This window comes from Niabella drilacis (genome assembly GCF_900101395.1).
GTDB classification, from domain to species: Bacteria; Bacteroidota; Bacteroidia; order Chitinophagales; family Chitinophagaceae; genus Niabella; species Niabella drilacis.
On record NZ_FMZO01000034.1, the window covers coordinates 1 to 20,483 of the forward strand.

General features: G+C 42.1%; 29 protein-coding genes. 21 read left to right on the forward strand and 8 right to left on the reverse strand.

What is annotated here, in order from left to right; all coding sequences use genetic code 11:
* Window positions 1-178: 178 nt before the first annotated feature.
* From BLS44_RS25655 to BLS44_RS26730, 6 genes are all read right to left on the reverse strand, one after another.
* Window positions 179-511: a phosphoribosylpyrophosphate synthetase gene (locus tag BLS44_RS25655; protein WP_090393626.1), complete on the reverse strand. Its 333-nt coding sequence runs from the start codon at window positions 509-511 to the stop codon at window positions 179-181.
* Between the two features lie 94 nt (window positions 512-605).
* Complete coding sequence (locus tag BLS44_RS25660; RefSeq protein WP_090393627.1) at window positions 606-1,424, reverse strand: sugar phosphate isomerase/epimerase family protein; 819 nt, start codon at window positions 1,422-1,424, stop codon at window positions 606-608.
* A gap of 10 nt (window positions 1,425-1,434) precedes the next feature.
* Entirely contained in the window at window positions 1,435-2,712 is a 1,278-nt protein-coding gene (locus BLS44_RS25665) for a Gfo/Idh/MocA family protein (RefSeq protein ID WP_090393628.1), read from the reverse strand.
* Window positions 2,713-2,941: 229 nt separating this feature from the next.
* On the reverse strand, window positions 2,942-4,288 hold the full coding sequence (locus tag BLS44_RS25670) for a Gfo/Idh/MocA family protein (protein ID WP_090393629.1): 1,347 nt from the start codon (window positions 4,286-4,288) through the stop codon (window positions 2,942-2,944).
* Window positions 4,289-4,295: 7 nt separating this feature from the next.
* Window positions 4,296-4,997, reverse strand: coding sequence for a 3-keto-disaccharide hydrolase (locus BLS44_RS25675; protein WP_090393630.1), 702 nt, complete (start codon window positions 4,995-4,997; stop codon window positions 4,296-4,298).
* A gap of 28 nt (window positions 4,998-5,025) precedes the next feature.
* Window positions 5,026-5,172, reverse strand: coding sequence for a hypothetical protein (locus BLS44_RS26730; RefSeq protein ID WP_176954560.1), 147 nt, complete (start codon window positions 5,170-5,172; stop codon window positions 5,026-5,028).
* 136 nt (window positions 5,173-5,308) lie between these two features.
* Between BLS44_RS26730 and BLS44_RS26385 the strand changes: the two genes are divergently transcribed.
* From BLS44_RS26385 to BLS44_RS25685, 3 genes are all read left to right on the forward strand, one after another.
* Window positions 5,309-5,542, forward strand: a complete 234-nt coding sequence (locus tag BLS44_RS26385; RefSeq protein ID WP_143019940.1) for a hypothetical protein — start codon at window positions 5,309-5,311, stop codon at window positions 5,540-5,542.
* A 153-nt stretch (window positions 5,543-5,695) separates the two neighbouring features.
* Complete coding sequence (locus tag BLS44_RS25680) at window positions 5,696-6,433, forward strand: bestrophin-like domain (RefSeq protein WP_090393631.1); 738 nt, start codon at window positions 5,696-5,698, stop codon at window positions 6,431-6,433.
* Window positions 6,434-6,452: 19 nt separating this feature from the next.
* Entirely contained in the window at window positions 6,453-7,088 is a 636-nt protein-coding gene (locus BLS44_RS25685) for a Pr6Pr family membrane protein (RefSeq protein ID WP_090393632.1), read from the forward strand.
* 6 nt (window positions 7,089-7,094) lie between these two features.
* Here BLS44_RS25685 and BLS44_RS25690 read toward each other — a convergent pair whose 3' ends face one another.
* On the reverse strand, window positions 7,095-7,523 hold the full coding sequence (locus BLS44_RS25690) for a phage tail protein (protein ID WP_090393633.1): 429 nt from the start codon (window positions 7,521-7,523) through the stop codon (window positions 7,095-7,097).
* Between the two features lie 98 nt (window positions 7,524-7,621).
* Window positions 7,622-7,750 (reverse strand): LytTR family transcriptional regulator DNA-binding domain-containing protein, encoded by a 129-nt coding sequence (locus tag BLS44_RS26390; protein WP_143019941.1) that lies wholly within the window; start codon window positions 7,748-7,750, stop codon window positions 7,622-7,624.
* Window positions 7,751-7,855: 105 nt separating this feature from the next.
* Between BLS44_RS26390 and BLS44_RS25695 the strand changes: the two genes are divergently transcribed.
* From BLS44_RS25695 to BLS44_RS25780, 18 genes are all read left to right on the forward strand, one after another.
* Window positions 7,856-8,617: a LuxR C-terminal-related transcriptional regulator gene (locus tag BLS44_RS25695; RefSeq protein ID WP_090393634.1), complete on the forward strand. Its 762-nt coding sequence runs from the start codon at window positions 7,856-7,858 to the stop codon at window positions 8,615-8,617.
* A complete protein-coding gene (locus tag BLS44_RS25700; RefSeq protein WP_143019942.1) occupies window positions 8,572-9,147 on the forward strand; it encodes a hypothetical protein in 576 nt (191 codons plus the stop codon). Before BLS44_RS25695 ends, BLS44_RS25700 begins: the two co-directional genes overlap by 46 nt.
* A 48-nt stretch (window positions 9,148-9,195) precedes the next feature.
* Window positions 9,196-9,351 (forward strand): response regulator transcription factor, encoded by a 156-nt coding sequence (locus BLS44_RS27240; protein ID WP_394332486.1) that lies wholly within the window; start codon window positions 9,196-9,198, stop codon window positions 9,349-9,351.
* Window positions 9,352-9,718: 367 nt separating this feature from the next.
* A complete protein-coding gene (locus tag BLS44_RS25710; protein WP_143019943.1) occupies window positions 9,719-10,069 on the forward strand; it encodes a LuxR C-terminal-related transcriptional regulator in 351 nt (116 codons plus the stop codon).
* Window positions 10,070-10,262: 193 nt separating this feature from the next.
* Window positions 10,263-10,673, forward strand: a complete 411-nt coding sequence (locus BLS44_RS25715; protein ID WP_090393637.1) for a hypothetical protein — start codon at window positions 10,263-10,265, stop codon at window positions 10,671-10,673.
* Between the two features lie 107 nt (window positions 10,674-10,780).
* Window positions 10,781-11,365 (forward strand): hypothetical protein, encoded by a 585-nt coding sequence (locus BLS44_RS25720; RefSeq protein WP_090393638.1) that lies wholly within the window; start codon window positions 10,781-10,783, stop codon window positions 11,363-11,365.
* 28 nt (window positions 11,366-11,393) lie between these two features.
* Entirely contained in the window at window positions 11,394-12,512 is a 1,119-nt protein-coding gene (locus tag BLS44_RS25725) for an acyl-CoA dehydrogenase family protein (protein WP_090393639.1), read from the forward strand.
* 31 nt (window positions 12,513-12,543) lie between these two features.
* Window positions 12,544-13,740, forward strand: a complete 1,197-nt coding sequence (locus tag BLS44_RS25730; RefSeq protein WP_176954562.1) for an aspartate/glutamate racemase family protein — start codon at window positions 12,544-12,546, stop codon at window positions 13,738-13,740.
* A 4-nt stretch (window positions 13,741-13,744) separates the two neighbouring features.
* Window positions 13,745-14,032 carry a SemiSWEET family sugar transporter gene (locus BLS44_RS25735; protein ID WP_090393641.1) on the forward strand — a complete coding sequence of 96 codons (288 nt, stop codon included), beginning with the start codon at window positions 13,745-13,747 and terminating at the stop codon, window positions 14,030-14,032.
* A 26-nt stretch (window positions 14,033-14,058) separates the two neighbouring features.
* Window positions 14,059-14,700, forward strand: a complete 642-nt coding sequence (locus BLS44_RS25740; RefSeq protein ID WP_143019944.1) for a hypothetical protein — start codon at window positions 14,059-14,061, stop codon at window positions 14,698-14,700.
* Window positions 14,701-14,765: 65 nt separating this feature from the next.
* Window positions 14,766-15,029, forward strand: coding sequence for a MaoC/PaaZ C-terminal domain-containing protein (locus BLS44_RS25745; RefSeq protein ID WP_090393643.1), 264 nt, complete (start codon window positions 14,766-14,768; stop codon window positions 15,027-15,029).
* A 115-nt stretch (window positions 15,030-15,144) separates the two neighbouring features.
* On the forward strand, window positions 15,145-15,660 hold the full coding sequence (locus tag BLS44_RS25750) for a GNAT family N-acetyltransferase (RefSeq protein ID WP_090393644.1): 516 nt from the start codon (window positions 15,145-15,147) through the stop codon (window positions 15,658-15,660).
* Between the two features lie 10 nt (window positions 15,661-15,670).
* On the forward strand, window positions 15,671-15,949 hold the full coding sequence (locus tag BLS44_RS25755) for a SemiSWEET family transporter (protein ID WP_090393645.1): 279 nt from the start codon (window positions 15,671-15,673) through the stop codon (window positions 15,947-15,949).
* On the forward strand, window positions 15,942-16,796 hold the full coding sequence (locus BLS44_RS25760; RefSeq protein WP_090393646.1) for an ATP-grasp domain-containing protein: 855 nt from the start codon (window positions 15,942-15,944) through the stop codon (window positions 16,794-16,796). Before BLS44_RS25755 ends, BLS44_RS25760 begins: the two co-directional genes overlap by 8 nt.
* 14 nt (window positions 16,797-16,810) lie before the next feature.
* Window positions 16,811-17,359, forward strand: coding sequence for a GNAT family N-acetyltransferase (locus BLS44_RS25765; protein WP_090393647.1), 549 nt, complete (start codon window positions 16,811-16,813; stop codon window positions 17,357-17,359).
* Between the two features lie 179 nt (window positions 17,360-17,538).
* A complete protein-coding gene (locus BLS44_RS25770; protein WP_090393648.1) occupies window positions 17,539-18,036 on the forward strand; it encodes a hypothetical protein in 498 nt (165 codons plus the stop codon).
* A gap of 177 nt (window positions 18,037-18,213) precedes the next feature.
* Window positions 18,214-19,158 carry a hypothetical protein gene (locus BLS44_RS25775; RefSeq protein ID WP_090393649.1) on the forward strand — a complete coding sequence of 315 codons (945 nt, stop codon included), beginning with the start codon at window positions 18,214-18,216 and terminating at the stop codon, window positions 19,156-19,158.
* A gap of 104 nt (window positions 19,159-19,262) precedes the next feature.
* Entirely contained in the window at window positions 19,263-20,024 is a 762-nt protein-coding gene (locus BLS44_RS25780) for a hypothetical protein (protein ID WP_090393650.1), read from the forward strand.
* The last annotated feature ends 459 nt before the right edge of the window (window positions 20,025-20,483 follow it).

Sequence of the window (20,483 nt, forward strand, 5' to 3'; positions counted from 1 at the left end):
CGCAACGACGGCCGGCCCGTCGTAATTTCTTAGCGTTCTTCGCGTAATCCTCGCGCTCTTAGCGGTAAAAGAAACCGCAATGCACGCAATGCACCCGCAAGGTTCGCAATAGAGGCTGACTGTTGTATTTTCTTCGCGCCCCTCGCGTTAAAAAAACCACTATGGATCAGTTACCCACTTATCCCCGATGCTGTTTCAAATGTGCTACCAGCTTGGACGAGCGGTACCCGAAATCAGCGCCAAAACTGTTGATCACCGTTCCCTTGATATTGTGTTTTTGAGAAGAGATCGCAAATACAATGCTTTCATCTGCAGGATCCGTCATCCCTTCAAAACGGTAGATCTCGTCAATCTCAAAATCTTCCGGCGACAGTTCAAGGGAATGCTGATTACAGTAAAGGCAATCTTTATCTTCCATTGCCAGGAAGTCTTCTGTATATCCCCTGCGGGCCAGGTCGTCCACTGCTTCGCTCAGCGTATCATAACTATAATGAGGTTTTTCGGCATTCATAACAATGAACTTTTATAGATATCAAAGTTACCGATTTTATGAGAGAAACGGCATGATATAATGACCGCAGTAATACATTCAAAAAGAGCATACTCTAGTAAAGCTGCTCCCTCATGATATAGTTAAAACTGGCGATCACGCGGTTCAATCCATCGGTGGCCGCAGAGGGCGTTTCCACAATCCCGTACAAAAACCCGGCCTGTTTTTTCAGCGGCTGCAATGAGTGAAAATCTACGATGCCATCGCCGGCGTTTGCGGGTGCTCCTCCGGCAGTTACGTCCCGCAGATGCCACAGCGGGAAGCGACCGGGATACCGGTTAAAGAGGGCTTCGGGTGTTTCGCCGGCCTGCACAACCCAGCCGAGATCCGCTTCAAAAACCACCTGTCCGGGGTCCGTGTTTTTCAGGAGGATATCGATAGGGCGTTCGCCCTGTACAGCGGTGAATTCAAAGTGATGATTATGATAGCCGAAATGGATACCGGCATTTTTGGTGATGCTTCCAATATGGTTATAGCGCTCAGCAATACGGTAATAGTCGTTTGCCGTCCTGTTTTCATCGGGATACATGGAGGTGATCAGGCTGGTTATATTCACCGGGGAGAGATCATCCAGGATCTGCCCGATCGTATCCGGGGAAACGGCGGCATGAGTACCGATACATTGCATTCCTGCAGCCTCGATCTTTTGTTGAAAAACCTCCGGCTTTAACCCGAGAAGGGTCCGGCTTTCCAGATCATAGCCTGCAGCTTCCACATAGCGGACCCCGGCATCTGCAAGCGTTTCCAGTGTGGCGTCAAAGTTGCGGAACAGGTCATTTTTTACCGACCAGAGCTGAACGCCCGGGGACCGGGATATCTGAGTTAAAAAACCGGACGCCTGGGGTCCGGTTTCTGAAGATTGTGCTGCTGTCATCGTGTTACTGCTAAAATTTGTTGAAATCCCATTCACCCCGGTACGGGCGGCTGCGCATCATATTGGCGTAAGGATTGTCAAAGGCTTCTTTTGCGGGATCCCATTTCAGATCCTTTTGTAATTCGTAAGCGATATTCACCGCATTACAAACCGAGGCGGTCCGGTGCCCGACTTCCACATCGCAGATCGGCCTGGAGCGCTTTTTAATGGCATCTACCCAATCCTGGTAATGATTATCACTAAAGTACAAACGTTTGTCGCTGGTTTTGAATTTCAGTGATGCCAGGTTTTCGGGGTTACTCCTGATAAATCCCCGGCTCACTTCTATCTTGCCTTTCTCGCCCAGGAACTGGATGGCATTGCCTTCCCCCCAGTTTTTATGGTTGACTTTTATTCCGTTTGCATAAACAAACGACAATCCATTTTTTGCTCCCGGTTCTTTCGGGGGAATAAATTGTACGGGTCCGGAATTGTCCATTCCCAGTGCCCATTGTACAATGTCGAACATATGTGCTCCCCAGTCTGTGATCAGACCGCCGCCAAAGCCGCGGTATCCGCGCCACCAGGCCCAGTCCTTCGCTTCCAGCGGCGGAGCCAGGATGGCATTGTACCCGCGAAAGAGAGAAGGCCCGATCCAAAGATCCCAATCCAACCCATCAGGAACCGGTTCTGTAGGCAGGTCACATTGTTTTACTGGCTCGCCTACGGAAACGTTGATCTCGCTGACCTTTCCGATATAGCCATTGGAAACCAGTTCCGCGGCCTGCCGGAAATTAAAGGAAGAGCGTTGCATACTGCCTGTTTGAAAAACACGCTTGTATTTACGGGTGGCATTGACCATGGCACGTCCCTCGGCAATGGTGAGCGCCAGCGGTTTTTCGCAATAAATATCCTTGCCGGCTTTGGCCGCGTCTATTGCAATTTGCGCATGCCAGTGATCCGGAGTGGCAATTACCACCGCATCAATGTCTTTACGATCCAGCAGCTCCCTGTAATGTTTATACCCTTTTACATCTGCAGCTACTTTTTTTTCATTGGCTTTCCGGGCCAGCCCGATAAAATGTTCCAGCTTTTTTTCGTACACGTCACAGGCTGCCAGCACCAGTGTTTCCCTGGGGCCGTTAATGGCGTTGACCAGACCATAAGATTGCTTCCCTGTTCCGATGTATCCCAGGTTAATGCGATCACTTGGCGCAACAAACCCGTTGCCTCCCAAAACGGAGCGGGGAATAATGGTAAATGCCAGTGCTCCTTTAGCAGTTTGGCCAATGAATTTTCTTCTTTTCATAAAATCTGTTGAATTTTTTAATTGAACAATCAACCGCGTTTCAAATATAAGATTTTAGTGATCTATAAGATCAGGTTTCTCGTTTGAGAGAACTTTATTGGTTTTGCCGGAACGCCCTGATAGTGATAGCGGTACGAGAGCTATTTTTGAATATGCAGCAAGGCCATTGCACGCTGGCACTTATTGTGGGGTACGATACGGTACCCGCATGATCCGGATCGCAGGCGGGTCAGAGCCGGGGTTCCCATCCGCTCTGATAAGTCCGCTGCCAGAGTTTCTGAGCCTCGGGGTCATTAAGAATATGCCCGTTTTGGGGATCGAGTTTAATATCGCGTCCAACGCGCCAGGATATATTGCCCAGCTGCATGGCTACAGTGCTTTTATAACCTGTTTCCACATCGCAATTGGGCCGCCTGTTTTCCCTCATCGCATTGAGAAAATCGGCTACATGCAGGTTATCAAGACCCAGGCTCGGGCTGGAGGTATTTCTTCCGTCCATTTGTGCTTCGCCGGAACCGGGGTTTACTTCTTTTACCAGTTTCCCGTTCAGGTCGTAAACCTTGTATGCGTCGCCGCCGGTATCCAGGCTCCCGTTTTCCCCGTAAAAAATAATACCCCGGTCGCCGCCCTCGATCTTTCTTCCATTAGAGCTCCGGTTTTCCCACATCAGCATTACGTTTCCGGGATACTCCAGCGTTACAATTTGTGTATCGGGCGTTTCCCAATCATCTTTGTACTGGTAGCGTCCGCCCATTGAGGATACCCTGATCGGGAAATCTACTCCAAGTCCCCAGCGGGCTACATCTACCTCGTGCGTACCGTTGTTAAGGGCTTCTCCCGTTCCCCAATGCCAGAACCAGTGCCAGTTATAATGGATCAGGCCCTCTTTATAGGGCATACGGGGTGCCGGACCCTGCCACAGGTCGTAGTCCAGCCAGGAAGGGATGGCGGCGGGCTTTAAAAAATTGGCTTTCCGGGTATTGGTGTACCATGTTTTGGCCATATATACGCGGCCGATAATACCCTTATGTAATTGTTCAATACCCTGTGTAAGTATGGGGGCAGACCGGCGCTGGGCACCCATCTGAACCACTTTTTTGTACCTGCGGGCCACGGCTACCGCCAGCTCTCCTTCATGAGGGTTATGGCTTAACGGCTTTTCTACATAAACATGTTTACCCGCCTGGCAACCCATGATGGTTAACGGGGCATGCCAGTGATCGGGGGTGGCAATATAAATGGCATCAATATCTTTGTTTTGAAGTAGCTTGCGGCAGTCTTTTTCTGTTTTGGGCGTCGTTTTTTGATTGCTTTCGCTCAACGTTCTGATCACTTTTGAAAACACACGGTTGTCTACATCACAAAGCCAGGACACTTCGGTGTTCTGCTGATTGGCAAAAACTTTTGCCATCCCGTTTCCCCTTCCATTGAGCCCAATGCAGGCTACATGGATGCGTTCATTAGCGCCAATAATGTTCCGGTAACTTTTGGCAGACAGGCCAAATGCGGCAGGACTGAGGCTGATCCCTACGGTGCCCAATCCTATGTTTTTAATAAAATCTCTTCTCCGGGTCATAAAAGTTTTATTTTAAAATTAGAAGTTTTATGTTTTTAAAAGAAGCAGTTCCTCCGTGTTCCTGTAAAAGGATCTTACCTTTTTCAACAGTTCCAAATACCGGTACTGTTTTACTGAATTTACTTTTTTCAACAGCAGCCAGAAAAGCCTGGTCGCCGCGGGTAAATTTGAGGACCCGTTTCCCGTTTAGCCAATGTTCTACATCTTTACCGCGGGATATTATTTTTATCGTATTCCACCGGCCGGGAGGGTTGATCCTTTTGGTCCCTTTGTGCGGGGCCAGAACGTCGTACAAAGATCCGCACAAATGGTTCTCCTTTTTATTGTCTTCTGCATCTGCATCGTCTAAAACCTGGAACTCAAGGCCCAGCTGACCGCCGGTAGCATATTTCGTATAAAAGTACTTGATACCACTGTTGCAGGTCTTTTCGATATTAAAATCCAGGGTTAAAATAAAGGCACTGTATTCGTTTTCTGTAACAATATCACCTCCGCCTCCGCCGCTTTTTGTAGACAGAAGCCCGCCGGCAACCTGCCATCCTTTTGCTACGGGATTCCCCTGCGTTGTGGTCCATCCGCTGGTTGTTTGGCCGTCGAAAAGCAGGATCCAGCCCTGTTTTTTTTCTGCTTTTGAAAGCGTGTTATCGGCCTTCTGGCAAAAAGCAGTATGAACAAAAAGAAGAAAGAGCAATGTATAACTGGTTTTCATTGTGCTGACTATTTTAGTTTTTTAAGTTTTAATTTGTTGTGATCCGGTTGTGCTTGTCTGCTGCAAACTGCAGCTCCGGACTTTCGCCAATGTTGCTGATGTCCGGGTATATAAAGATCTCGTTTGGTGTGCTCCCGGACGCGGTCCAGGTTCGGGCCGTTATGGTACAAGCCATGGATGTTGATTGCTTTTAGCCCAATGGCCGGTTCCCACAGGGGGCTGACAAGAGGGTATGCTGAAGCTTAGCTGAGTGGACAAAATCGTTATGATGAATCGCTGATATAAAAATAGAACAGGCGGGGATATGGATTTTGAATATCTACGAAAACGTTATAGAGCGGCGACATCAGGTTACTGTCTTTTTTGAGAAAGCATTGTACCGGCAGCATACCTTTTCTTTTGCTTTTGCAAACGGGTTTGTAAGTGGTTTCGGGTCGTTCCTTACACAAACGGTGGATTATAAACGGGAGGCTGAGCTGCCCGAAAAAACGTTTATAGAGGCATTACAATCCGTTGGAGGAAAAGGCTACAATACCGTTAAGTAAGTGGCCCGGATGCAGGCCGGTTCATCCGGCCTGGGGAATGCGACAGATTTGTTGTAAATTCGGAAAATACACCGGACAGGGACGGAGCCGTGGAGGATGATACCGGTTACGGGCCTTTCCGTTTTTATGATAACGATCAAATCGCGTCAGGTTATGCTGGACTCTCTATGGGTGATCAGTCTTTACATTGTTCTATTATTCTTCAGTATTGCCGGGGGTATTTGGTATGCCACATACTACCGGAAAAGATCCCGTTGGGAAAGTTCCGGCATTGAAAATTCCATCGTTGGCATATTTGGTCTGATTATTTCGTTCACGTTCCTGCAGGCAGGAAATGCCCATCGGGAGCGGTTTGCCTATTTACATAAAGAAGCAAACAATGCAGATGCGCTTTACCGCTACAGTCGGGAAATGCCCGACTCCTTCCGGTTGTATACCAAAAAAATGCTCCAGGAGTTTTTGAAAAACCAGTTGGCGTATGAGCAATCCGGTGATATCCGTTTTTTTTATGACGCTAAAAAACAAAGCGATGCCTACTGGGCAAACCTCACTGCCTTGAAGCGGGAGGGCTATAATGGCCCGGTTGATAAAATAAGGGAATATTTTGACCAGCTGCAGGATACCGTGTCGCTTTTTGCCTATTCCAACTATGAAAGAACTCCTGCATTTGTGACCTTCCTGCTGGTTATTGTATCGATGCTGATAGGGGTTTTAGTGGGGTTTATGAATGGTGTAAGAGAAAAGATCCACTACATGGTTCCCGTTATTTATTTTGTAACCGTTTCGCTGACCATGCTGGTCATTAGTGACCTGAATAATCCCCGGCTGGGACTGATAAAGCCCAGCTATTATCACCTCCAGTTAACACTGGAATACATCCGCAACAACTAAACCCCATGCATCAACTGTTATGAATAATCCAATAAAAAAAAGGTGGCTGGTGGTTCTGTTGGCGGCCCTGGCCTGGTTTGCGGTGATCCTTCAGCTTTACCTGATGTTTCTGAATACAAAAAACCCGCCCCGGGAAACCTTACTGCGCTTTTTTAGTTACTACACCATTCTTACCAATGTACTGGTTGCGGTTTATTGCACAGCGTTGCTTCTGAAACTATCGGGCCGGCTGGGCCGCTTTTTTTCAAGGCCGGCAACGGCAACGGCCATTGCCGTTTACATAACGATCGTAGGACTTGTTTATAACCTGGTGTTACGTCATTTGTGGAGTCCTGTTGGCTGGCAATGGATGGTAGATGAATTGCTTCATGTAGGGGTACCGCTGCTGTTTATATTATATTGGCTGATGGCAATACCAAAGTCCGGCCTGCGCTATAAGGACACCGGTGCCTGGCTGATCTATCCCGCGGTATATGCTGTTTGCATCTTTATCCGCGGTGCAGGCTCGGGCTTTTATCCCTATCCTTTTGTGGATGTTGTATCGCTGGGCTATCCGCGTGCTTTGCTGAACAGCGTTGTGCTGGCCGGCGGTTTTCTGCTGGTGTCGGTCCTGTTTGTAGCGATTGGCCGGTTGTTATCCGGGGGTGGCCATTGATCCGGTTTATATTTGCACAACCGTAAGCTCCTCGTGGGTAAGCTCCAGGCTTTCCATTGCCGGCTGGCCCGTTCCTGCATAAAGCACGGGCCCGGTATATTTTACCGGGAAGGCATTTTTAGCCCGCCATACAACGATGGGCTCGTGATTTTCATTCAGCAGCGAAATGGTAATATCTCTTCGCTGTATATTATTCATCTGTTTGGTATTGATCCAGTCGAAAAGGTCATTATCTCCTTTGAGGATATTTCTTTTCAGCACGATATTGGAATAACTGCGCAGACCGGGTATTTTGCGCAGCTGATCTTCGGGGCTTGCGCCTTCCCTGAAAAGAACGGCTTCTATTTCTATATTCAATCCGGATATCTCCGCAAAGCCATTGCGGGAGCCGCCCCAGTCGGCTGTAAAATGGTAGCGGGAAATGGGTTGTTGCATGGTGTGTTGTTTTTAAACCCGGTTTCCCGGGCAAATAAAAGGCCAATGTACAATAAATATGGCCGGTCCGGGATCGCTAATTTTATGGATGAGCTATATTACAATGTTCCAAAACGGGCCATCAGTTTTTCTTTTTGCGCACGGGCAACCGGCAGCTGCACATTATTCTCCAGGGTAATAATAAAATTCACCCGGTCAAAATGTTTTACCTTATTAAGATTAATGATATATTAAAGCTATCCAAAAGTTCGGATAACGAGAATAAATATAGGATGTACAGAAAAAAATATTTGAAAAGTTTTAATAACTTTAATTACCAATCTTAAAGTCTCATGGAACTGCTATTTCAGTCGGAACATCTTGAACTCCGATACAACCAAAACAGGGATATTTTCCAGGGAAGCTGGAACTGTTGTGATACCGCAGACAAGCTTGTTGATGGCCTTAAAACGTATAAAACTATATTTGAAAAGATCAAGCCGGAAAAAATTGTTTGGGATGAAACAGGTTTGTGTTATACGATACCACCAAAACTACAAGACTGGATACTTGATTTTTTGGATATACCCGCCTGCAAATATGGTATTAATTATAGAGTGGCGCATGTCCTGAGTCCTGATTTGTACGCAAACCTGTCATTAATGGATATGTACACCGAAGGCAAAACCTCCTTTACGCCTCGTTTCTTTACACATGAAAAAGCTGCTTTCAATTGGGCAGACTTGAAATTGACTAAGCCGCCAGTACTGGATGAAACCTCTGAGCCGGAATGGAAGATCGAACGGTTTACCAAGCAAAACAAAGCCCGTATTACCATTGATGTGGATCTTGACGACCTTCCGCATTATATGTTCGAGTTCAAAAAAATGATGCGGAACCGGAGGTTCTATACCGATTCCATAAGACGCTTTTCAATGCTCACACCCCGGGAAAAATTTGTACTGGCGCTGATCATCCGGGGGAAAGCGAACAAGGAGATTGCTGATATTACCAGTACATCCTGCGAAACCATAAAAACCCATCGCCGCAACTTACTTCGTAAACTGGAATGCCGGAATATGGCGGAGCTGATGATGTACCAGGTCTTCCTATAGTTGTAAAAATAATCGGCTATGTCCCTGAACCTATATCAAAGAGAGCACTTTTCCGTTGTAGCGATTCAGAAACGTTTGTGCAGGCCATTAAGGCATTTAAAGAGGCATATGAAAAAGTAATGCCTCGTTTTACGCTCTGGAACAATACCCGTTTTACACATATCATCAGTTTAGGGGAAGAGAAATGGACGAATGCGTTTTTAAACAGGTTCTGTATACAAACAGGAGCCACAGAAAAGGTTGGCTTTATTGTAAGCCCGGATGTACTGGCGATGTACTCGGTTATGGATGTTTTTGAAGAAGAAGTTACCGATCACCCGGGCTATTTTTCACATGAACAACCAGCTGAGGATTGGTTCTTCAACAAGAAAACGGCTTTGCTACCGTACCTTCCGCAAAACAATCTTCAATGCTCCCTGCAACATACAGCGGAGAACGGCACCACCGACTTTAATATTACCGTTTCACAAGAGGATATGCCATACGATCTAAAAAAATCAGGCAGCTGTTTAATGAACAGCGTTTCGTAAAACGATGCTATCCGCTGTTTCGGAAACTTTCCATCAGGGAAAAAAGAGATCCTTTTTCATCTGGTAAAAGGTCTTGGCAACAAGGCCATAGCCCGGCAACTTTACCTTTCTGTAGAAACCATAAAAACACATCGCCGTAACCTGCTCCGAAAATTGCAATGTGAGCAGATCGCTGAGCTAATGCTTTACCATATATTTTTTTGATCCATCGGTTTTACCCACTTGTGGGTATTGTTTAAAATTGGCGGCAGATTCACCTTTGCATAAGGTGTTTTCACGGGAATAACAGGGTGATATCACCCGTTGCCCGGAGCAATATAGAAAGTCATATTTGCAACAGAACACGAATGAGTACCAGAAAATTAATTAGGGTATTAATAAATTCCAAACCGATGCCGATGAGTTGCAAAATTGTTTGCCGTTTTTGTATAGAAAGAACTGTATCGGTCTGCCAATACATTAATGATGGTTAATACCGGAGAAATTGTAAGTGACGTTCAGTTCAAAACTTAAGAGAGGAGGATCGCCAGGCAGTTTGTTGAGAAATTGATTGATCAGATAAAACCAAACATTGCAGACGCAGTCCCAATGGAAAGTAGAGCGCCTGAGCGAAGAGTGTATTTTAAGAGTAACGATGGACATCAGTGTGGACGATATTGCCGCACTCCTGGTGAATGATAAAAGTAAGATCGACCTGGCTAAAGAAATGATCCGTGTCCGGCAGCCGTTATTTGATGCGCTGTCTGTGCGGGAAAAAGAGATTTTGCGCCTGGTGATTCAGCCCTTGTCCAATAAGCAGGTAGCGGGGGCGCTCAATATAGCGTTGGACACGGTGAAGACCCATCGCAAAAATCTGATGCGGAAACTTAGTTGCCGTTCGTTAAAAGAGCTGATGGAGTACCGGGTGTTTTATGATGGTTAAAGACTGAAAACTGCGATGAACCCAATTAGTAATGTCAGGGCTTAATGATTTCATTATGATAAAAAGATGACCGACAATCAAAAGGGCTTGCCCCCCAACGTTGGACCAAGCGGAAACGCAACACTAAATAAAAGCGTACGCAACAGGGTAGCCGAAAACTGGGTAGAGTAGGCGAAATAAAAAATTGAAAATTATGTTTATTAATAATGTAGATGGCAATATTGATATTGCTGCAATTGAAAAGAATCTTGATCAGGTGCAAGAGCCAACTGATGAAGAAATTGAAGATCTTTTGGCCAATAATTATATGGAGGCCAATAAGCTGGAATTTCACAACTATGGATTTGCTACCAAAATGGAATCTGCTACTTATTTTAAATCTGAAAACTTGTTTCTTGGATTTGGAAAAAAATTATGGAAGCAATTAAAAAAACTACTCTGTGCTATTCTAACTGACGATTCTACTGTAGGAGAAATCATCAAAGCTGTAATAGATGCCTTAAAAGAGATACTGCCGGGCGGTAAAATTGTGGCTTTAATTATCGAAAAGATAGTAAAGTACATTTTAGGAAAAGGCGGTATTGGAAAATTCTGTGCGGCATAATTTAAAATAACCTCGCAGGTTTTGTATTAAAAATCATTACTAAATCTGTGAGGTTTTTCCAACCTAAAGCAAAACTGTTCAAACATCCATAGCCTAAAGTAAACAATATGACAACTCAACAAATTATAGAATCATTCGGACAAGGTAAAACAGGAAACTGCGTTTCTATAGCAGTCATTAAAGCTGGAATACAAATTTTTGGGCTTGACAACGTAGTGATTTTTGAACCAACAAATAAAAATGGCTATTTATTTTTTATGAAAGATGGTTTTGAAAGTACACTTTCAGAAGACGAACTGAAAACAACAATTGACGGCTCTAAATTCACTTGCTTACAAGATAAAAAAGTCTTTGATTATGCCAACTTGTGTTTTTCCGCAATGGCAAAAAGAGCACTAGTTGAGAAACATGAAGGTGCATCGACTATTAAGAATGCTGTTGCTGCGTTAAATAACGGCGAAAACTATCACAAGGGAGCCGCATGGATCGGACTAAGACATTATAAACGAGAAGTGGGGCTTAAATACGTAATGAACTATCGGGGAATTGTAGGCGCATCCCGCAAGCACTGCTTTTTCTGTTCCGAAGGCGTTGTTGACCATTGGGGTAAACCTGATAAAATCAACCTTATTGCCCGGATAAAATACAGTACTTACAATTATTACAGAATAGCTCAAGATCCCATTTATTAAATAACAGAAATAATTCTTAATTCCTTAAATGGAACAAACACTTAATGTAACAACAACCCTTACCCAATTTGCGCAAAAGCACATTAAACCTTTCGTACTTGATTGGGACAAACAAAGCGCATTTCCTAAAGAATTGTTTTGCCAACTTGCGGAGATGGGGTTGATGGGAATGCTTTCCATGCCGGAATATGGCGGGTTGGCATTGAATTATGAAGCCTATGCTGATGCAATTACAACCATTTCGCAATACTGTGGTTCGGTGGGTTTATCCATTGCAGCCCACAACTCACTGGTAAGCCAGCATATCTGCCAGTTTGGAAATGAAGCTCAGAAAAAGAAATATTTACCTGGCCTTTGCAATGGCAGCAGCCTTGGGGCCTGGGCGCTTACAGAACCCAACGCTGGTAGTGATGCCGCTGGTATGACATGTAGCGCGCTGAGAACGGATAAAGGCTGGGCGCTTAACGGCTGCAAAACATTTATTACCCAGGGTGCATCTGCCGATGTGATAGTGGTTATTGCAAAAACCGATAACGGAAAGAACGGGCACACCGCCTTTCTTGTAGAAAAAAACACCCCGGGTTTTAGCGCCGGAAAGCCGCTTGAAAAACTGGGCATGCGCGCCAGTGAAACCGTGGAATTATTTTTCAATGATTGTATAGTATCAGATGATACTCGTATCGGCGCTGTCGGAAATGGCTTTAAACAAACGATGCAAATTCTGGATGGGGGGCGCATTTCTATTGCAGCGCTGTCGTTGGGCATTGCAAAAGGAGCCTATGAACTGGCTCTTCAGTATGCAAAAAAAAGGCAACAGTTTGGAAAAGCTATTATTGATTTCCAGGCCATCGGCTTTAAACTGGCTGAAATGGCCACGAAAATTTATGCGGCTGAGTTAATGCTGAAAGATGTTTGCATAAAAAAAGATGCGGGAGCGAATACCATAAAAGAAAGCGCCATGTGCAAGCTGTTTGCTTCAGAGTTAGCTGTTAAAGTTTCCGGTGAGGCCGTTCAAATAATGGGTGGCAATGGGTACATGACCGGGTTCGGTGTAGAAAAGTACTACCGGGATGCGAAACTCTGCACCATCGGTGAGGGTACCAGCGAAATTCAAAAATTAATTATACAGAGAGAGATAAGCAGATAATGATGATTATCTCAATGCAAAAATGAACAGGATGGATATTTTCTTAGAAGAGTATAATGGCTTTGAGTTTTACTCGATCACACCAACCTCACAATGGTGGTCAGTCATTATTGAATTTGGCCATAAATGTGACCATGAATTTGTTCCGGCACTTTCCTCAAGAATGCCAATAGAGGACTATTTTGGGAGATTTAGAACCAGGAAAGGATTCACAGTTTTGGCTTCTAAAGAAGGCGGCTTTGTTGGTTGCCTATGTAATTTTTTCGAGCATCCGGAAACCTACAAGCCATGGTATCAATGTATTATCATAAATGAGAAATATCGTCAAAACAAACTGGCTAAGAAATTCTATGAGTTATCTGATAATCTTTTAAAAGCAAGAGGTGAACTCTTTGTTCACGGCAGAACCTGGGTTGAGAATACCAGAAACAGAAAGGCTCTCAAGAGCATAGGTTTTTACCAGGTCGCAACGCTGATAAACGATCGCGGAGATAATATTCATACACTTTTTTATGAGAAATGTCTATTCAATTCCGCAATGTTCAAAGGTATTAAGCGATTGGGTATTTTAGGTGGAATGGGCAGCAATGCTTCTGCAAAGTTTCTTTCAGCTATTTGCTTGCTGACTTCGCAAACGGCAAATGAACAGGACCAGCTTCCGATTCTCCTTAACTCTGCAACATATATTCCAGACAGAACAGAATTTTTATTATCGAATAGGAGGCAGGAATTGACTAAGATTCTAGAAAGCGAAATTTCCAGCTTTTTGCGAAGTGGTGTAAGTCATATTGTTATCTGCTGCTTTTCTTTTCATCTTGTTCTCGATGATATTTTGGCTTCGCTAAAAGAGCCCGTAATATCCTTGGTAGATTATATAAATCGATTACTCGATCTTAAAAAAGGAACATATTTGTTGTTAGCGACCAATGCCACCTATAAATTGAACGCTCTTCCCGAAACTGATACATTATTTCACCCAAAAGCAGAGGATCAGGAGCAAATTCACAATTGTATATATCGCATTAAAAGGGGGGAATCGAAAGAACTTGTTCTTTTGGATATTAAGAAAATTATATCAAACTATAACTACAACGGAGTCGTACTTGGCTGTACTGACTTGTTTTTGGTGGCAGATGTGATGGAAAGCCAGTTCAGAGATTTGGATATTATAAATCCTCTTAAAGTTATGACCTATGATATTACAGATAGTTGGAAATTAAATTTCTAATAAAATGAAAATTGATATTGTATCTATTATTGGCAGCCTAACAGTGGCTTGTAGTTTTGCTTTAAAATTTGTTGGCTTCCCATCACAAATCAAAAAAATTCAAAAAACAAAATCAACAGCAGGACTATCGGTAACATTGTTCGGAATTTCCTTCTTTTCATATGTCCTTTGGACGGTATATGGTATTCTTAAAAGAGATTGGGTAACAATACTCGGACAAGGAGTTGGAATTTTGGCTTCAGGAGCAGTATTATATCTGATATGGAAAGATACGATCAAAAATAAATTATAAACAATATGCATGTCAAAATAATGATCATGAAAAAGGCACTTTTTTTATTATGTGGATTGACGCTTATAGCCCTACATAGTTGTAGCATTTTTGAAAAAAGCGAGCAAAGGAGGAAAAGTGTTGGAATCTCCCGCCAAAACTTATACACAACTCAGGTGAACGGGAGGATTTTGCCAACCCTTTTCTGGGCTCATTACGATGCAACGCAAAGAGGTGGGCTCTATCTGGCTAAAGAAGACGGGACCGTAAAAGTGATTTCTGAGAACCCGCCTGATGCAGCCTTAAATAGCACTATTAATGTCCTTGTTAAAGCTAATGTGGCTGGCAAAATTGATGCTGCGGCTAAGTTCTCAGCTGTCAAATCAGTTGCGGAATTAGGCAAGAAAAATGCTGCAAACTATATGATAAGAGACCTGGCTTTTCGTATTGAGTCGTTACAAAATAATGCTTCGGATATTGATGATAATATTTTGAAGACTTACAATCGATTAATTGATGCTGCAGAAAAAATATCGATAGCAGAAACGCAGGCAAGCATTTCAGCTTCACGAAATGAAAGTTGGCAAACGTTAATGCAATTGATTAAGCTTTCTAAAGATACACTTTATAGGGATTTAAAGCTCGATTTAACATTTTTTAAGACCATTTCTAAGCAAATTGAGGAATAGTATATGATAATATACTATTGTTCGAAGTAAACCTTATAATTTATTTTAGAAGAAACGGATCTGTTATGAAACCAATAATTGGTAATATCTTTAAACATGACTTCTCTTTTACCGATGAACAGGCTTTGGCCTACGCTCAACTGTCCGGCGATACCAATCCGGTACATGTAATAAAGAGCTATGGAGTGCAGTCGATGTTTGGACGTTGCATTGTACACGGCTTTTCAGTATCGGTGTTTTTTCAAAAATGTACGGAATACTATTGTACCCCGATGGGCATATGCTTGTTAGCCAATGGGCAAAATACATCAAACCTGTTTTTACCATAAGAGAACTGTTTCCCGACAAAAACAGAGTATACTACACCAACGAAATTTTTGAACAGCAAACAGGCGAACTTAAAGTAACTGGCCAAGCCATATTAATGAATAAGATGCATTACGTATGGAAATAGCAACAACACAAAATATTCAAATCCGGTTGGCAGAAGATAAGGATTTTGAACAAATACTTGCTATATGGCTCGAAGGTGTCGGAAACTCCTTTGATGATAAAAAATTTGATATGGAAATAGTAAAGGAAAAATTTGCATTCAACTTTTTTGAGCGGCGGGGCATTTTTAATTTCTGGGTTGCCGTAGATCAAAATGATAAAACATTAGGCTGGCAATCACTTATCAAGACATCGAGCAACCCTTTTAGGCAAAATACTCTTGCTGAAAGTAGTACCTACATTGCAAAAGATACAAGGTTTAAAGGATTGGGGGAAATACTACTCGATTATGTAATGCAAGAGGCAGAAAAAAGTGAATTAGAATATGTTATTGGCTTTGTTTCTGTTAGTAACAAGCCTGCACGAAAAATAACCGCCCAAACAGGCTGGGTTGAGATAGGCATAGTGCCGCCCTCAAAGAAAAATAGTAACAAGTTTGAAAAAATATTTATGGTAAGACCCGTGTAAAGTTATAACAATGTCATTTGAAGGAACAATATCAACACTAACAATTATTTCGAGTTTAGCCGTAAAACTTATTGGTGGGCCCGGCCAGATAAAGCTTTTAATACAAACAAAAAACGCACAAGGCATTTCACTATTGCAATGGATATTGGTTGTGCTGTCTTATGTTTTGTGGCTGCTTCACGGAATTGTAAAAAAAGACATAACCGTAATAGTCGGGCAGGGGATTGGGGTACTTACATCAGGAGTCACTTTATTTTTCATTGTCAAATACAGAGAAAAAAATGCCTAACTTCTTTTGTCTATATAGTAGTAAAACAACAGACAGCCTCAATATCGAAGCAAGATTGGTTTCGCTGAAAGCTGCCTGCAAGAAATACAATATCCGGTTTTGTCTTATAGATGAAGCGAAGGCTGACTTTTCAAACCTGCCCGTTCCAACAGACAATGATGGTTTGTACAACTGCGCAAGGGGGAGTTATTTGCTCGAAAAAACAATGCTTAATAACAAGGAAAGAACCTTTTATCGGGCATACAATTATCTTTCCTTTCAGGACGATAGCAATCTGATAAATATTGAACTTGAAAAACAAGGAATCTCCGTTCCAAAAACAATTTATAAAGGCAGCAATGAGAAACAGTTATTGCAACAATATGTAAATTATTTAGATCGCTTTCCTGTTGTTATTAAGACCTACGGCGGTACGGGAGGCCTGGGTGTTATCAAGGTTGACAACTATGCCACATTGTTCAGCCTTACAGATTATCTCGCTTCTCAAAACATCAATTTCCAGATAAAACAATTCATTGTTTCTCATTCCTGCGAGCGTCTTACTGTCTTGGGTGATAAAGTTATCTATGCAAACACAAGACCAACAAAGCCGGATGATTTCAGGAGTGATCTTTACAGTAAGAAGGCCCATCGGGTAAATCTGCCTGATGAAATAAATAAGATTGCGATCAATGCGACTCATGCAGCTAACCTTAACTATGGAGGCGTGGATTTAATTATCAGCAGTAAGAATGGCAAGCCCTATATTTTAGAAGTAAACTGCCCGCAAAATTTTGCCATCCACGAACAAGTGACAGGTGAGAGCTATGCTGAAAAAATGATTGAATTTTTATTTTTCAAACTGTAAAGAACGCTAAGGAAATGTCTTTGTTAAAACAAATAAAATCCAACATACCGGATGCAATAATGATCTATGAGGCAACGGCAATGGATGTAGATGACATTACAACAATATGGCGGCAAGGCGTTCTGGAGCAAGGGGCTGCCGCGAATGAAGATCATCTGAAAGTGGATAATTTGAAAAAAGATTTTCGACATCAGATTGAACAGCAAAACGAGAACTTTAAATTTTGGATATGTCTTTACAAGGATACGATTGTGGGTTGGCGGTCTATATTACCCTTTCACGTTTCGCCGAATCCAGTTGTAAAATCTGGTTTCGGACAATCAAGCACTTATGTGAAAAAGGAATTTCAGGGAAAAGGTATTGGCAAAATGTTGCTGGATTACGCATTGGATTATTGTAAAAATCATAGTAACCTCAAATATGTTTTTGGAATTGTGCTCACAGATAATAAAAAGAGCCTGAAGATGTGTGATGAAATTGGCTTTTATAATATGGGTACACTTCCCAAAGTACAAAATGCAGCTTTTCCAGAATGGGATTTTTTGGTATATCAAACAAAATGATAGAAATAACAGAGTAATGAGCTTCTTAAAATTATTGAATTTTTACAACTAAAGAATGACAATAAACGGGCTTGCTTCCCAACGTTGCACCAGGCGGAAAAGCAACACCAAATAAAAGAGTACCAAACAGGGTAGCCGAAAACTGGATAGAGTAGGTAAAATATTTTAAATGCTTCTACATGAAACAAATCTTAGAACCTCAACAAGTTTTAGTTTGGACTTGTGTGCTTGTCTTTGTAGCTACCGCTACAATAACAATTTTAGCATTAGTGGGAAAAATAAAAATCGAACCCTTCTTCTTAAAAAGATTATTTATTACTCTTCTTCTTGAAGTAGTTGTCATTAGTGTTTTAGCATTTAAAAACAGTTTCAAGCCAGCATCAAAAGTGGAATTTATTAAAATTGTTTCGCCCATTAATAATTTTGATGCGTCAAATAATCAAGTGATTTCCGTTTATGGGGCATATAATATCAACTCAAATGAAACAGTCCGTGGCGAAATAAAAGCGAATAATGAAACGATTCCCTTAACTAATATGTCGGGTAATAACAATGTTTTTTACACTCAAATTGATTCGGCAATTTTCAAAAAGAGCAGATCCCCAACCATATGTTTTTCAATTTATGACGATTCTAATAAGGTTGTTTCGGATTGTATAATACTTAAAGCAAAGTAGTTGTGAACAATATCAAATTGATGTATATCGCGACTTTCGGTTCGACTTTGCTCCACGGATGAAGTCGAATAATAGATGAAATATTCAGAATGTTTATGGTTTAGTATTCTTAATTATAATTCTGAACAGCATGAAAAATCAAAATCATCAATTGTTTAACTTTTAAAAATTAATGGCATGAGAACGAAAATTTTAATTACGGGTATTATGTTGTTTTGGGCAGTAGTAGGTTGGGGACAGGAGAAGATTAAAATTGAAAAAATAAACCCATTATCCCAATTTGTTTTTAATAAGTATGTAGATGTTCAAGAATGCGATAAAAAAGGTAATATCATCAATTGTACACCCCTTACACAAATGCCAATTAATGCAATTTTTTCAATTGTTGGTAAAAAGGGAGAAAAATATATTATTAAATTTTTAAGGTGGGAATTATCCAAACAAAACATTGAAAACAATCTTTCCTTTTTTTATAGGCCCGCACGAAATAATAAAGCAGAGATACAGCAAAATATAGGTAAACACCGATTTAATTTAAGTACAGGAAAGTTAGTAAGCGAAGATAAATCACAAAGTGACAATAAACAAAACACGGTTTCTGCGAATAATATAGTTGATGTTACAGAAAGATATTTTTTAATTGAGGAAGATACTTTAATTTTAAATGGTTCGGTCTATACCTCCATCCCTAAGCGAGAATTTGTGTTTGGAACAATTACGTATTTAGCGAGAATAAGGCCTGCTGTAAAAGGTTTTTCAGGTAATTGGTCAACTGATTTGAATTTAGGAATTGCATATGGCATAAAACAAAATTTAAATAAGGATTGGGGAATAGCAGCTTTGGGAGGACTTTCATTTAGTAAAATAATAATTGATTCATTATCAACTTCACCTTCAATAAATACAAATATTGAAAAGGTTGCATTGTCTCCCACTATAAATGTTTTATTTAATTACAAAAAGTTCTATATCGGTCTTGGTGTTGGGTTTGATTGGATTAATTCAGATTCAGAAGAATCAAAAAGGTGGATATATAATAAGAAGCCATTCTATGCAATCGGCTTAGGGATAAATTTATTCTCTACAAATAACACTGATTCTCCAAATGTTACTAACAAGTAGTAATAAATTGAACAAGCTAATTCCCTTTTCTCTTGTGCTGTTGCTCATAGCGAGCGAACATTGGCATCTCGCAACTTACCGCCCAAAACATTTCGGGGGCAGAGGTGCTTTTTATCCGTTCGCTGTTCAATCTGCTGTTGGTATTTGTGGTGGCAGGTGTTACCAAACAAAAACTACTGCCTACACAACCCAAATTGCAAATCGGAGCTTTTATTTGCCTGGGACTTAGCTTGCTGCTCATTTTTACGGCATACCAGTATATTTCGGCAGGTTCGGTAAGTACCCTGCAACGATTGGATATTCCATTGTTGGCGGTTCTTGCAATGCATCAAAAGTTTTCTTTAAAAAAGCTGCTGCTGTCGGTATTGGCTTTCTTGCTGGTGGCCGTATTGGTTGTTTATACCAGCGCCAACGGGGAGAACCCTGTTGGTTATTTTTTGGTACTGGCAGGAGTTGCATTGGTAGCGGTAAACACGCTGATACAAAAACAGATTGCTGCCAAAGAAAATATTGTAGCCATTATGCTGGTGGGTTGTCTTAGCTCTATATGCTGGGGCGGCCTAAGGTGCTGGCAAGGCTGCAGTAGCTTTCAAAATATGAGTCCGGCCATATTGTTGGCTATCTTTGGCCTGGCAGTGGTTAACCTTACTATATTCTACCTGGTAAATGAGCTGTACAAAAAACACCCGCCAGAGTTTGTGCGTTATCCTTATCTTATTGCGGCTTTCGGCACCATGTGCGTAGAAATGCTTATGAAGCAACGGTGGCAAAGCCCGGTGGTTATTGCAGGTAACACGGCTATTTTGCTGGTGTTTTCGGTATTGGTAACAGACCGCCTCCAGAAAAGAACCCGCGGGGCCTGGTGATTGCTGATGTAAGTCCCCCTGTACCTGTCTTCACCCCATCCCAATAGCACATAAAAAACAGAAACCAAACCTTAAATAGGGTCTGCTGTTTAACTACCATTACTGTTTTAACAATCATTTCCACTTTTGTCTTGGACACCAAAGTGGAGCAATCCCGATGCGTTGCATATGCGTTAAGTTAATTTTGCTAACACGAAAGCTGCAGCGCAGCGTTGCACTTATTAGCAACGAACACAGGAATGAATGGAGGTACAGCGCACCGGTAATATACATCGCCTCCCAAAAGATTCCCGCCGCGCTGCGGCTAACAGCAAGTTCCTGAACGCTCCTGTTACAATGATTTGCGGCGCGCTGCGCCTTTTGCTATCAAAAAATCAGGTCTTTTTTGGGCCCAAACTCGTATTCGTGCTACATTGTAAGGCAATAGACCTCCTTTTAACCTGACGCACATGGGATGGC